This is a genomic window from Serratia sp. PAMC26656 (assembly GCF_016469055.2).
GTDB lineage: Bacteria > Pseudomonadota > Gammaproteobacteria > Enterobacterales > Enterobacteriaceae > Serratia > Serratia plymuthica.
Window position 1 is genome coordinate 3,167,716 of the sequence record NZ_CP150486.1, and the last position, 13,596, is coordinate 3,181,311.

General features: G+C 52.4%; 18 protein-coding genes. All 18 read right to left on the minus strand.

Features of this window, described 5'->3' with window-relative positions:
• Positions 1-15: 15 nt before the first annotated feature.
• The 18 genes from JEM67_RS15920 to JEM67_RS16005 all read right to left on the minus strand — a co-directional run bounded on the left by JEM67_RS15920 (position 16) and on the right by JEM67_RS16005 (position 13,591).
• Entirely contained in the window at positions 16-195 is a 180-nt protein-coding gene (locus JEM67_RS15920; RefSeq protein ID WP_199639624.1) for a hypothetical protein, read from the minus strand.
• On the minus strand, positions 195-1,052 hold the full coding sequence (locus tag JEM67_RS15925; protein WP_199639622.1) for a glycine-rich domain-containing protein: 858 nt from the start codon (positions 1,050-1,052) through the stop codon (positions 195-197). Before JEM67_RS15925 ends, JEM67_RS15920 begins: the two co-directional genes overlap by 1 nt.
• A gap of 44 nt (positions 1,053-1,096) precedes the next feature.
• Entirely contained in the window at positions 1,097-1,771 is a 675-nt protein-coding gene (locus tag JEM67_RS15930; RefSeq protein ID WP_199639620.1) for a YmfQ family protein, read from the minus strand.
• Entirely contained in the window at positions 1,768-2,916 is a 1,149-nt protein-coding gene (locus tag JEM67_RS15935; RefSeq protein WP_199639618.1) for a baseplate J/gp47 family protein, read from the minus strand. Before JEM67_RS15935 ends, JEM67_RS15930 begins: the two co-directional genes overlap by 4 nt.
• Positions 2,917-2,919: 3 nt before the next feature.
• On the minus strand, positions 2,920-3,357 hold the full coding sequence (locus tag JEM67_RS15940) for a phage GP46 family protein (protein ID WP_199639616.1): 438 nt from the start codon (positions 3,355-3,357) through the stop codon (positions 2,920-2,922).
• Entirely contained in the window at positions 3,354-3,944 is a 591-nt protein-coding gene (locus JEM67_RS15945) for a phage baseplate assembly protein domain-containing protein (protein ID WP_199639614.1), read from the minus strand. The genes JEM67_RS15940 and JEM67_RS15945 overlap by 4 nt, the downstream gene beginning before the upstream one ends.
• Entirely contained in the window at positions 3,941-5,014 is a 1,074-nt protein-coding gene (locus JEM67_RS15950) for a phage baseplate assembly protein (RefSeq protein ID WP_199639612.1), read from the minus strand. The genes JEM67_RS15945 and JEM67_RS15950 overlap by 4 nt, the downstream gene beginning before the upstream one ends.
• Positions 5,011-6,414: a DNA circularization protein gene (locus JEM67_RS15955; protein WP_199639609.1), complete on the minus strand. Its 1,404-nt coding sequence runs from the start codon at positions 6,412-6,414 to the stop codon at positions 5,011-5,013. The genes JEM67_RS15950 and JEM67_RS15955 overlap by 4 nt, the downstream gene beginning before the upstream one ends.
• A gap of 169 nt (positions 6,415-6,583) precedes the next feature.
• Complete coding sequence (locus tag JEM67_RS15960; RefSeq protein ID WP_199639607.1) at positions 6,584-6,979, minus strand: hypothetical protein; 396 nt, start codon at positions 6,977-6,979, stop codon at positions 6,584-6,586.
• A gap of 55 nt (positions 6,980-7,034) precedes the next feature.
• Positions 7,035-8,855, minus strand: a complete 1,821-nt coding sequence (locus JEM67_RS15965) for a lytic transglycosylase domain-containing protein (RefSeq protein ID WP_199639605.1) — start codon at positions 8,853-8,855, stop codon at positions 7,035-7,037.
• 124 nt (positions 8,856-8,979) lie between these two features.
• Positions 8,980-9,270: a phage tail assembly protein gene (locus JEM67_RS15970; protein WP_199639603.1), complete on the minus strand. Its 291-nt coding sequence runs from the start codon at positions 9,268-9,270 to the stop codon at positions 8,980-8,982.
• Position 9,271: 1 nt separating this feature from the next.
• Positions 9,272-9,640 carry a phage tail tube protein gene (locus tag JEM67_RS15975; protein WP_199639601.1) on the minus strand — a complete coding sequence of 123 codons (369 nt, stop codon included), beginning with the start codon at positions 9,638-9,640 and terminating at the stop codon, positions 9,272-9,274.
• A 9-nt stretch (positions 9,641-9,649) separates the two neighbouring features.
• The gene (locus JEM67_RS15980) at positions 9,650-11,155 is read right to left on the minus strand and encodes a phage tail sheath subtilisin-like domain-containing protein (protein ID WP_199639599.1); all 1,506 of its coding nucleotides are present in this window, start codon (positions 11,153-11,155) and stop codon (positions 9,650-9,652) included.
• Complete coding sequence (locus tag JEM67_RS15985) at positions 11,152-11,346, minus strand: DUF2635 domain-containing protein (RefSeq protein WP_199639597.1); 195 nt, start codon at positions 11,344-11,346, stop codon at positions 11,152-11,154. Before JEM67_RS15985 ends, JEM67_RS15980 begins: the two co-directional genes overlap by 4 nt.
• Before the next feature lie 4 nt (positions 11,347-11,350).
• On the minus strand, positions 11,351-11,893 hold the full coding sequence (locus tag JEM67_RS15990) for an ATP-binding protein (protein WP_199639595.1): 543 nt from the start codon (positions 11,891-11,893) through the stop codon (positions 11,351-11,353).
• Positions 11,890-12,234 (minus strand): head-tail joining protein, encoded by a 345-nt coding sequence (locus JEM67_RS15995; protein ID WP_199639593.1) that lies wholly within the window; start codon positions 12,232-12,234, stop codon positions 11,890-11,892. Before JEM67_RS15995 ends, JEM67_RS15990 begins: the two co-directional genes overlap by 4 nt.
• Positions 12,235-12,236: 2 nt before the next feature.
• Entirely contained in the window at positions 12,237-12,539 is a 303-nt protein-coding gene (locus JEM67_RS16000) for a hypothetical protein (protein ID WP_199639591.1), read from the minus strand.
• Between the two features lie 2 nt (positions 12,540-12,541).
• Positions 12,542-13,591 (minus strand): major capsid protein, encoded by a 1,050-nt coding sequence (locus JEM67_RS16005; protein ID WP_199639589.1) that lies wholly within the window; start codon positions 13,589-13,591, stop codon positions 12,542-12,544.
• Positions 13,592-13,596: the final 5 nt, after the last annotated feature.

Consider the following 13,596-nt stretch of genomic DNA (forward strand, 5'->3'; position numbering starts at 1 on the left):
TATTTTTGATGGCTTTTACGTTTCCTTATTAACAAAGACTTCCCTCTGCGTGTCATATATATCACCAATTTTTCCTTCTTTATCTTGCCCAATCGGTATTAATGAAACTTTGCTATCAACAGGAAAAGTGGAAACTCCATCCCATGAGATCACGTTTTTCACTACGTTATCTTCTACCCAGGCGAAACGGCTCATTAGCTGTACTCCCATATAATTGCCATCCCGTCAGCTCCTGTAGCGCCAGCCACCGCAGCCCCGCCACTTCCTCGCGATGTCCCACCCGCGCCACTACCCGGCGCTTGGCCGGCGGCAGCAGAGGTATTTATTGCAACGACCCAGCCTCCTCCACCAAAGAATGATGAAGCACCTGCAGATCCGATTGCATAGCTGTTGCTGACAGCCACGGCAGGGGATGCAGATGAGCCAGGGGCAGAAATGAGATTGCCGCCGGTTGGGTTGTCACTGGTTGTATTCGCCACAGGCTGGAACGGCGGTGATGCTGGGCCTGCAGGAAGCCCTGCTTTACCTCCTGGCGCAACAACCAAGGTGCCGAACGATGACGCCCCGCCATCACTTGCGTAGATATTTTCGGCAGTGCCGCCAGCACCACCTGCGCCGATCGTGACCGTTTTGTTTATGCCGTCGTTATTGAATTTACCTTTTGCATAAGCACCAGCTCCACCACCACATGAGATCGAAACCTCATTTGCTCCTGTTGCAGGTGCAGCTGCAGAACCGCCACCTGCGCCAATTATCGCTACAATATAGGATTCTGTACCCACAGTTGGTATGTATAGCCCTGAAGAATTGAATTTCTGAATATTTAATAGCCTACCCGTTCCAAATATCTTATTTAACGCCTTTAATACTTGGGAGTCATCATTTGGATCTAAATCGTAACCTGCAGAAACAACAATATTAACCAACTCTCGTTGGTATGTATTTAATATTTCCGCATTTAAAATAGTCGGTGGCTCGCCTTGTGCAACATTACCATTTGTCCATTCACCATTTATATCTGCAGTATCTGTGGTGCTGCCAACTTTTTGCATGATAGTCCCTCACTCACTGAGTGATATGTTTGAGATTAATTTATTTACAGGTAGCCAGATGTGGTATCAAACATTTCGGCAAATTCTGGAGTGACGTCATACACCCCTTCATCATTGAAACCGAAATTAATATATCCGAACTTAACGATTGTATGGGAGGGAGATAACGCGGTCATTCTGCACTCAAGCTGTCGATTCCCCCAGGAACGCAGTGGGTCGCCGCAATAACTCATCCCGGCACGGGCATAGGAAATGGTTGTTTCCTCTGCCTCCACCAGCCACACAAATGGCCAGTCGTCACCATTTAACCCATCACCACAGGCAGAAAGGCCGGCGCGCGCCTGGCGGTATTCCTTGATGGTAATGTTGTAACCGAGTGCTCTGGCTATACCGATAAAATAGGTCCGTGACTGGCCACCTGTACTGATAAATTTTGATACCACAGCCGCCTGGCGTTTCGCGATTGTGTCAACTTCACCGATCGAACAGTCATCCGGCAAGCCAAGCGTTTTTTCCCATTCAGTCAGCATGATGGTAGCGGTTTCGGGAAAAGCCCCGACAAGCAACGCTATCGCGTCATTATCACTACGCTGAAACCCTGCAGCCAGCGCGCGGATAACCGCAGCCTGAACACCTCCAGGGGCGCGCGACCACGCTAACCCGGTCGGGATTAATGCCTGCAGTGCGCGTTGATATTCCTCTGCGGTAAACTGGCTCATGTGTAAGTCACCTCGCCGCGTACCGGCAGTTCTCCCACGCCAAGTTCAATATTAGCCGCCGGCGATACCAGGATAAAACCAGCGGTACCGTCAATATCTCCGATCGCCCTGTTCAAGTCAGAAAGGAAAATCTTTCCGTTTCCGACCGGTGTGCCACCCTCGAAAAATACATTGTCGATAGCCGCCGCGATGGCCGCAGTAATGTCGCTGCCAACATGTGAAATACCGCTGATCTCAAAATCCACTGTCTTGGCTACTGGCGAACAAACGTAAACCAGTGCGGTCACCGGTGCCAGCGGGTAGATATAATCCGCCACGCGCCCCTGATCCCCGGTAGCCTTTTGCGCCCCCCAGCTGTCAAACTGGGATATGCCGTCAGTCCCAACAGGAAAGCCGTGGTTGGTTTCATCGTTGCCGTCGCACATGATGTATACCCCAACGGTGCCTGCCCCTATCAGCCTCCGCTTAGGCCAGCAACGGGTAACGCCAGGCACGGCCAGCGCCCATTGCTCATAGTCCGTATCACTGCCGCCCTGCGGCGGATTTTGGTACGCCAGCAGCATGCGAGCACGCAAACTATCCTGCGTTTCGATATCGGCTCCGCCGGTTGCTGGATCCAGCATCACGCCGCTGGCATCAATACCAGGCAGGGATATATCAAGCGTCAGAGTGGTTCCGGCATCGGCATTTCCGTTAATACCGCCACCTGTGGGGTCGTCGATGATGTCGGGAAGTACCGCCGTCAGTTTTCCCAACCCTTTTCCGTCTGCCCCGATGACTACGTCACTATCAACTCGGTAACGGTAGCCATCACCTCGGCGTAACACTGCACCGTTGTTTACCGGCGCACCTACGGTGCCACTGAACTGATACGAGGGGGTTGATGCCGGGTTGGCGGCATTCTGATAGACGCTTTTCAACCCGGCCCAACCCGACAACCATTCGTCTGTCGAGTTAAATGGGGTTGCCTGCTGCGCGATATAATCCAGATACCCGTAATGCAGATGCGCCAAGCCGGCATCGGCGTCGGCCAGCACCCGCATATTGGAATAACGTAAGAGCGCGCCGGTTTTTCTGAGTTCTGATTGAAGCTGTGTGCGGTTCTTCTCGCGTAGTTCGGTTAATGTAGGTCGCTTGAATGGCATGATTTATTGCTCCCAAACCCAAAAAAAACGCATATCCGTATCGTCAACATTCCCCGGCCCCTGGTAACGGATAACGATATTCAAACGGCGGGGATAAACGATCTGAGTGGCGACAGAGAACGACGACACTACGCCATCCGTCACCAGCCATTGCAGGGCCTCTCGGGAATACTCCTCTGCCTTTTGCGCGACCGACTGTGTAAGCTTCTGCCGTCTCAGCAACCACAGGCGGGAACCAATATCATTTTCCTCACCGGCATCCCCCCACCAGCCACGGCGATCATCACCGTCAACATCGTCATCATCACGAGCCACCCGATCGGTAAACAGGCTGATAATGATTGCCGTCTGCAGATCGTCGCCGCTGATTAAATCACCGCACCCCTCGCGCCAATCCGCCGCTAGGCGTTCGACGTCCCAGAAAGAACTGATATCACTCATTCAACGGGCTCCCCGGGTTTCTCGCTGATTTTCTCATCGCTGCCACCCTGGACGTTTTTCACGACGTGGTCGTGCTCATTGTGTCCATCACGCAGTTGTTTCAGCGTGGCGGTATTGCTTTCACAGTTATCGATAACATCGCCCGTCACTTTCAGGACTGGCGTATTCATCAGAACACCCTCTGCCGCATTGATCGTGACGGCGGTAGCATTGCTGACCGTCACCGGCTGACCATTTGCTTCGACTTCAATGCCGTTCTCGGTCAGCTTTATGAACATGCCCCACTGGTTATAAGTGACCGTTTCACCGGACTTTAAACCAGAATGCCGGTATTGTTGGTTGTTGCTGGCCACAATCACGGCGCTGGAACGATCCCCGCCCAAATAGGCGAGCACAACATCGGTACCCACCGGCAGGCCTGAAGAAAAACCAAACTCAGCCATTCGTGGCGTTCCGCCGCGCACTTCCAGAGGGGTCTGATATTGGAGCTCTTGAATGCCGCCAGCGTCGCTGTGAGCAGTGATGCGCCCGATACCAATCATCATGGCCACACGCCGGCCGAGTTGCCTTAAAATGCCGTCATTCATCGGTTAAGCTCCATCACCTGACTGTAAAATTGGTACGGTTGAACCGCAAAAGCCTCAGGCGGCATGAGCACCATCCGTGCCGTTGTCCCCTCCCAACCATTGCGACTGTAGGTCACTTCAGAGAGGAGCCACAGCTCATCAGGGAGTTCGAATGTGGGGATCTTGATGGGGATGAGGGTATTGGGTTCCCATAATTTTCCGTCCTTGTCGCGCCAGCTATCCACTGTCACCTGCAACTGCCGGGAACGGCCATATCGCCGGTTCATTTCCCAGTCAATGCAGTTCTGCGCCTGTCCATGGGAATTCATCGTGCTCTCAACAATGACAATCCGGTTGCGATACCGCATTTTTGCTGCTTCAGGATCTCGCACTTTGGCCAGTGTTACTGCTGAATATCCACTGTCAGGTGAAAGTTCCATCGCAGGGGTCATCGACATCGATACACCCACATAGTCGGAAAATCGCTCGTCCATTGAGTCCATCAGCGAGGCGTTTTCAATATTTTCACCCTCTGCCACCCCACTTGCCGCCTTGCGGGTACCAACCCGGGTTAACCGCAGATCACCATTAGGGGTGTCGTAATAGAGCAACGCCGCCCAACGGCTGATCCTGTCTATGATTTCTTGCGACGACTCCCCCCAGTTCAATGTGAATTGCGGTACTGTCACCAAATCAGTCACGTCAGAGCTGACCTTTATGCCGTAGGGCGCCGCCAGGCGCTGGGCGATTTGTAGTGCGTTGGCCTGGCTGATGACGTTATTGGGCCACTCTGCAGAGCAGTCCACCAGGTCCTGACATTTATTCCTGCCGGTAGCCCTCACCTCATGACGCGATTTTGATAAGGACGGGGACCAGCGGTCGATGTAACCCGTCATCGCTAAATCATTACCCAGCAATACCTGACACGCGTCCCCCTTTTTAACCAGCTGCTTCTCATTTGTGGCTGGGTAGTAATCCATCAGTGACAAATCAAAATCAGAGGGTAAACGTTCAATACCGCGCGTCACCCTAACCTCGTCCCAACCCTGAATAATTTTGTTGCCTACCTTCAATATCAGTTCATCTTTCATTTTCTCAGCGCCCTGAACTTCGTCGGCATAAAGGCTGGGTGGCGCGGCTGAACTGACTGCACCAACTCATCCCCGCGCGCGGCATCCTGGTAAAGGCGATTGGCAAGCGTTAATGCCGGCAATGACGCAGACATAACAACTTGTGTAAGCGAACTCAGCTCCGCGCCTTTCTGCCCGTACGCATTAACGAGTGCGTTTCGGGTTTCCAGCAAATTGAGATAGTTATCATCATCGCCAGCATCGGCCGCTATCAGTAAAACGTCATCCAGCGTGTCGCAGACGCGGTTTAACATCAAAATGGCATCGTCATAGCTTGAGGGCTCATAATCTGCCGCCACCACCGCCAGGGCGCCGGCGGATAAAACGCAAAGCAGGATCGTGGCACTTTGAGCAATAGCATTTTCTGCATCCGTCGCGTAAAACGTCGCATTTCGGTATGAGGCCAGGGTTTCCAGCATGCGGATCTTTTCCTCAACGCTGCCACTTACCGAAATCACCTCATCAATGATCGCCCTCGCATCGACAGGAAAGGCATCGGCTGCGGCCACACTCTCGAAGGTGGCCGTGAGGGCCAGCAACTTTGCACGGCCAATCACCGCCTCCGCCATTTTTTGATGAACCAGTCCGGCGTAATCCTCGGTGTCCTCTGCCCGGTTAATCGCACCGGTAGAACCGGACACCCCACCGCCCACACTCCCTTTGTTATACCTGCCATAGCGGGCGCTGCCGAAGGTGGACTTCAGGACGTTGCTGAGGTTCGTCACTTCGTTGGCCGTGCCTTTCACCATGTTTCCCCAAAACGCTGCCGTATTTCGTAGCGTTTTAATGGTTTGGGTGACACTCCGGATCTCGCCCTTCACCGTTGCGATAAATTTGGTGGCTGCCATGAAGCCGGTGCGTAGCCAATTGGTTTGAACCAGGGAAGCAGCCTGTGCGCTGCCGGTAATGGCAAAAACCTTCAGGCCGGACTCAATGACAGTGAGTGTGAATTCGAACGATCGCCCGTTATCTACACTTTCCAGGACCCTCAGGCCGCCATCAGGAACGCTGACCGTGAGTTCCCCCAGCGTCGGATGGATCAGCGTGCCGGCGCCTTCCATTTCACATGCGGCCACCAGCGAATTTCGCTGGGTGATAACATCAGGCGCGTCATACGCCAGGCTGTTATGCACAATGAAACCGCGAAGGGTCATTTTTCGGGTGCCGCGCCCCAGATCTTCTACCCAGGCTGTATTGCGGTAGGGATATTCATGCACCGCCTGCCGGCGGCCAAACACCCCCTCTGCGCTGGCAACAGCAAAAGGTACGCCACGAAAAGACGCAGGGTGGATATGCTCAAACCAGTTCCAGCTCTCGCCACTCCCCAGTAAGGCAGACAATGCGTCATTGATTAGAGCCATGGTTTCTCCAGAAACAAAAAACCCGCCGTTAAGCGGGTTGGGTATTACTATTATCAATGAACTTCCGTTGGTTAGATGCCGATCAATTAAAGCAACTTACCGAACTGCGATTTGTAAAAATGGTGGGCGCTTCATATTAGTTTCAGTAAATAATTTATTAACATCAATATCAATTCAGTAATCTTGTCTTCAACCCCACGCCATCAACATACTTTATTTCGTATTGCTCATTCAATGGCGTGTTAAAAATTGCCACTTTATCATTGATGATAATAAATTTATTAACTTCCAAATTGGCATTTTTATTTACTATTTCTTTTATATTCACAACGCTATAGCAGAGCTCTCTATTACTCTCGTAAAAAGATTCTGTTTTATCATTGCAGTTTCTTGATTGGTCTATCATTCCTTTAAGGATGTATCCATAATATGATGCAATCACTATTACTGATACTGCAACAAACCTCATGAGAGACCTGAAGGCTGACGACTCTTTCTTAAACGAATAAAAAACAGAAAATAGAAACAACACCGAACCTAACAAAATTGCATTCCACAAGCTCATCTCGCACCATCCATATAGCGTAATGAATCAGATCAGCGTTGATGCTAACACAATGCTATTGGAAGTTCATTGAGGTTGACACCCGAGCTCCATCGCTGCCAACTATGGTTCGGCGCTCGCCCGTCTTACTGTCAACCAGTGTGAGCTCAACCTGCATTTTACTATCCTGCATTGTCTGATTGAGCGATTTTATAGCTGATACCAGCTCCTGATCTCGCCCAGTAAAATCACCATGACTTATCGGCCCACTAAAGATCTGGGTAGGGTTCTCCGCTGATGAGTTAGGGCCAGCAGCGGCAAATGTCTCCCCTTGCGGGTGGAACATTGGAAGTCCAGGCATAATCCGCTGTAAATAGTTTCGGGTTTCGCTCGGCGCACCGGCCAACCCTATATCCTTGACCCGCTTAGGCCCCCAATTATAGGCTGCGACAGCCTTACTAACATCACCATCGAACTGTTTAAGCAAGTCTGATAGATATCGTGCTGCTGCATCACTAGATTTATTGAAGTCCAGGCGATCGGCGCGGTTGTTGAGTCCATAATCACGGCCGGTTGCTGGCATAAATTGAAATGGGCCTTCTGCACCAGCAGAAGAGAAAAGCTTCTTCCCCCGTGAAGACTCTGCATTCCACACCCTGTCCAACAAACCTTTAGGGAGATTATTTTGTATCTCTAGCTGCGATAAGTGCTGCTGCTCTGGAGTGTTACCTAAAGCCTGATCAGTAGGGTTAATCACATTTTTTGGAGGGGCAATCGCCGCTTTTTGCATGTCCTCTTTTAACCGTTCAGCACGCCAAACCGGTTTGTAATATCCGTTGAGCTTTTTGATCAGATCTTCTGAGGCATAGCTGAAATTTAAATCCAGCTTTTCTTTCCATGAGAGCGTGTCTTTAAATTTATCGTCGCGCTGTGCCTTGCGGATGATGTCTGCCTGTTTTCCTCCATGGTTGAGAGTTAATATTGAACCAACCGTCGCGCTGTCCAGGCCGTGCGACATAATCTGCGTAACCTGATCAACAGATGCCCTTAAGGTTTTCGACTGCCCCAACCATGCCTGCCCCTTCATCAGCATGCCATCATAGGCAGCACCGATCTGGTTCAGTTGCTGTTTAAACGCCAGCGCGTTCTGCAGGTCCTTATCGCTAAAGATAAGGCCATCCCGGCGCGCCTGGTCCTTCAGGCGCTGCACTTCACTGGTTGTGTTACGCAAATAACTTAGCAACTCAGGGGAGAGGTTTAACTTATTACCAAAAAGTGCTTGCATGCCTGGTGACAATTCCTGCATTTTTCGGTTAATGTCTTCGGTCAACTTTCCCACATCAGCCAGACCTTCCTTGGTTTTACTAATCCCAATTCCCTCTTGCTGCAGGAGCGCCAAAAAACCGTCATTTCGGCCATGCACCGCATCATTCGCTTTCTCGAACAAATCACCAACTGAACTCTCTGCCGCATCACGGGCACTGCCATTCTCAATCATGGCACCAGTCAGTTCCTGAAACGCATCGGCCGTCATACTGACGTTTTTCGCGATGGTATCGATGCGATAGCCAGCATTAGCGAACTCGGTCAGGTTGTTTTTAATAACATTTACCGCAGCACCCGCACCGCCCAGCCCCAGCGTTAATCCTCCTACCATTTTTAATGGGGGCACCAGATCACCGATGAACTGCACACCGCTGCGGGCATTCCGAGCAAGTACGTCAAACCGACTGCCCAGTTCATCCAGATTATCTCTCGAATCCTGCCCACCCAGCACCAACGCATCGCGCGTTTTATCCAGTAGCGGATTAAGGTTTTTTACCACCTCCTCAATGCGCAATATCGCGGCTGACGCCTCATCATTCGCCGTCAGCTCAAAATCGAATGAATTGGCCATTATTTTTTTCCCGCCTTCAGCTTTTCAATTCTACGAGCCTGATCGGCCCAGAAATTTAACCGGGTACGGCTCAGGGACCACGCATCACGTGGCCCCCAACCGTAATACTTCGTCACCTCAGCGGCTAACTGTTGCCATCCGTCGAGGGATCGTAGGTTAAAAAAGACATCAGAAAGCCCTCACATTTCCGGTAATCGGTAAATGCCATTGCACCCAACGCTTTTTCAGTCACGCCCGAATTCAGGGCGATCAGTAGCTTCATTGCGGCCATGCTGTTCTTGGCGCTCTGAATGTCATAAAACTGTTCCACCTCAGCCAGCGCTGGCTCTTTCAGATCCAGGTGCTCGTAGCGCGTATCAGCCACGGTCAGCGCATGACTGAGTACTATCGTTTTGGTTTTATCAAGAATAGCCATATCAATACTCCGTTACCGAGCCGCCTTCCCATTTACAATCAAATGTCGCCTCTTCGCTGTCCACATCTTGCGTGTCAACTGACCACATGTTTTCACCGATGATGGTTTTTCCGTTCGCCAGTTCCACCACAATGGTTACGTTGGTCGAGTCGTTGATTTTGGCAATCGACGTACCTCCGCTATCACGAGCCTGGTAGCTAATGAATGGAATGAGTGGCTTTTCTTTGTAGCCGTGAACGCCATCCATACCCACGAGCGTAGAGCGCTCCACCTTGCCCGCTCTGTACTTGAACTGACCGGCAACCATAACCGTTACGCCGTCAACAGTGGCGTAGGCAGTGCCGGCCAGGCGATTAGTTGTATCTCCCATAAATCCCCCTTAGGCTGCGGTCTGCGCGCGGCGCCATTGATTGAGTAGTGCGAAAATTTCCAGTTGGTCGATCAGTGTGCCGGTCCAGAGCACATCGATACGCTTTGTATTGCTGCTGTTTCGCTCCACCAGCAACGTCTGCGCGAATGCTGCGGAATCCTGCACATAGCCGTTGTATTCCAGCGTGCGATACTGAGCTATCAGTTCTGCGCGGATCACATTCGGCGTAACGATGGCCGAGCCTGGCGCAAACCGCGTACCGTCGTTAGCCAGCTTCATGCGGCTGAACTTGGAGGTGATCTGTGTGCGCAGGAAACGCGTCACGAACATCAGCAGGAACAACGTCTCGATATTCAAATAGCTGTCGTCCGCATCACCAAACTTGTTTTTCTGGTAGGTGGTGATCGTCTTTTCAACCTGCACAGAACCATCGTCAGCCACGGTGAAAGTCGAAATGCCGCTGTAGAGCAGATTGTTGCGTTCCGTGAGCGCGAAACGATCTTCCAGCGGCGGCGCCAGAACACCGCTGATGGTCAGCGTTTGTGTCGGGCGGCCCGGATCATTACGCAGGCTAGGCGCAATGGCACCGGTTAACGCGGGAGCCCACAGATAAGCAGGTGTCGGTGATCCTTTGATACCCAGCAAGGTTTCATGTTGGTTATTGCGGGCTTCGCCGGCAGCAGAAAGGGAACCGTAGGTACCCGCCAGAGCGCCGAAAGAATGCCCATAAAGCTGTTGAGCGTAGGACCAGCGGCCGGTTGCATCGGAAAGAAACTCTTTCACGGCATCCAGTGACGTCGTGTCCGTGTACGGATTGACGATAAAATCAAAGGCCCGATCCTGCAGGTTACCCAACGCATCCGTCAGTTCTGGTGCGCCAGCTCCCGCGGCCATTGGCGTAATTGTCAGCTCCATGCCCTGCGGGGTATCCTCACCGCCGGCCGCCCCCAGATAATTCAGACGAATATCGATGCTGTTACCGTGCGCACCTTTGTTCTTCGCCGTCAGCTTGACAGTGTCGGTAGCGGCGGAATCCACCTCGGCGATTACTGGCAATTTGCTTTGAGCGTTGATCACGGCAGCAATGGCGGCCGCCACAGCGACCTTGTCGTCGGTGCTGACTACTGTCAGTTGCACACGTACGCCGGCAATATAGAGCGACAGCACGCCGGTAGCGGCTGCAGCTGTCACAACCTGTAATTTGCCGGCTGCGGCAGTGGTACCCGTATCGCCATCAGGCAGAGGCAGGATCCATATTTCCGCTGAAGTGTCATTGGACAGATACGTAGTCATCATATTGTGCAGCATTGAGCCGCTGCCACAGATGCCGGCAACCACCGAATCAGAAGATACCTTTTGCGGGATACCAGGCGCGGCTATTGCCGTGGGTAACATTTGCCCGATCAGCAGCGTGCGCTGAATTGCCGTTGCCGTGTTGGCCATCGAGTTATCAAACTCGGCATAGAAAAATGGCGCACGCTGATTGGAAGGAAGGCGATTAAATGGAACGGTCATTGATCATTCTCCTGGCTTTTCTTCCCTGCCGCTGGTTTTACTGTCGCGTTCGGGTCGAATTTTTCAACATCGCCATCCTTCAGGCGGCGCCCCCAAAAAATATCATCGGGAACCTGTTCACCGGATTCCGGCAAAAAGGTGCCCTTGACCGGATCGCGCACGATGCGCCCCGGTGCGGGTTTCACAAACATAGGGTTACTCCAGATCGATTTTTACGAGTGGTTCAGGGGTGCCATCAGGCATTGCGATCGTGACGTCCATTCCCTCAAGCGGAGAAGCGTCAATTTCATAAAACTCTTCGGGGCCCTGGTAGTATTCGATATCCAGTTCCATTAGTAACTGGGCAGTATGCCCTTCGCCGCCGGCATCCACATCGATGGTCGAGCGTACCTGCAGAAACTGCTGAATTTTCCGCGTCAGCTCATAGCTATTGATCACCGCACGCTCTACCTGCTCGCGCAGCTGCTCCAGCGCCTCTTCGGCTTTCTCTGCCCCATTGTCTTCCTCTGCATCGTCCAGCTCCTGCAGGCGCCCCGTGAGGCGAACCGTGGTCACTGTGTTGAATTGGGGAACATTACGGCCCTGTGAATTCTTCACGTCGATCGGCGTCTGCACCAGAATAACCGGGTACATGTTCGCAGCTGTTGGCCAGTCCCGAGGTGAATAAACTCGATCGCCGGCATCGGTCTTATTCTTCAGCGCCTCAATGACCAGTAGCCTTATCCCTCTGGGGTTCATACTTTCACCTTATTGAGAATAAGCTTTGTCCCGCCATGGCTATCCGGTTGAACGTCTGACACGGTAAACAGCGTATTAACCGGTACCCCACCGACGATACCGACGAACACACGATCCCCCTGCTTTGGCCGAGCCCGGAACTGACTATCACGCACTCCCAACACCGGAGAAGTGGTGTTGATAGTGCTGCCACTGTCCAGCGGCTCGACCTCTTGCGTATAGGCCCGATCAAAAATGCCGCTGACGGTGCATGGCTCACCGCCGGCTGGACGGTAGTCAACCGGGTCACCAAAAACGCCGTGCAACGGTGCAAGCAAATGCCGATCCCAGTTGACCCCCATTATCAGGCTTCCCCGCTCTCGGTTTTAACGACAGAAGGCATGTCCGAGGTGATCGCGGACTGCCCGTCTTCTTTAGAGATGCTGACTTCCTGACCGGACTCCGCTTCCATTTCCTGTTTCACCGCGTCCAGCGTTTTCACAAAGCCGGAAGCGATAAGACGGCTGGCATCACTTTGAGAGAGGTTAACGCGGGTATTCTGTATGTAGCTATCCCCGTCATGACGAACGCTTTTTCCTTTGAGCACCACTACGGTGATCTGGTCAGCGGCCTTAGAGGCCGTATTGGTTTTTTTTTCATTTGCCATGATTAGACCACCTTCGCACAGAGGGCTGCGTTAACCCGGCTCGGGATAACAATCGGGGAAGATTGCATCAATAGGAAACGCTGCGCCGGGTCATGTTGCAGCCAGCTTTTTGGTGCATACGCCATCGGCCCGTAGTTGAAAGCGGGATCGATGATTGCGCCAAACGCACGGGTACCCATCAGATCCGGACCCGACATGACCACTGAACCGTCTGCGATCATCGGATTTTCAATACCAGTGTCCGGGTCAATGAACCAGTCGTTGTAAAGCCAGAGTGTGTACTGGCCCCAGTAACCTTTACACACCGCACCCTTCGCAATCTGCGCGCCTGGGTTAATGATGTTGCCGGATGGGTTCTGCGCCGGAAGGATAATGGCACCTTTCAGCGACGTATCCAGCTTGAACGCCCGCCATGAGGCGTTGGTGAAGATAATGTCCGTCGCCTGTGCGCCAGATTTTTGCAAGATCAACGCCTGCCATTCTTCGATGTCGTCCGTTGGCTGGGTGTTGGTAGCACCCACGGCAACGCTGGTAGGCCATTTGTCGGAACCGCTGAGCGCAATGGTCAAGGCCGGGTCGCGACCGAAATCGACGACGGTGGTTGGGAAACCGTCGCCTTTGATAGTGACGGTACCTGTGGCAATCGCGCTGCAGCCCATCCACTCGAGGCGACGATTCAAAATATCAATCTGGTCGCTCATCTCGAACTGGATGTTCAACATCTCACGTTCTGCGGCGGTGTATTCGCCACCAATGCGCTCACCAATCTGGCGACGGATAGGCTTACGCAGATCAGGTGCTCGTTTATCTTTGATGTAGGCGGGCTTGAACTTGTCGGTCTGGTAACGACGTCCTTCCACCAACTTACCTTCGACCAGCGGTGAGCAGAACGGTGCCATGCGGCGCAGACCGATATCTACGTCAATCGCCACATACTCATCGTCACTGGTCACGATGTTGGGGAAAAATCGATCGAGGATGAAGTTTTGCGAAGTCATCAGATTGGGGACCAACCCGACCAACGACACAGTATCGTAAATAGTTTGGGACATGGCTT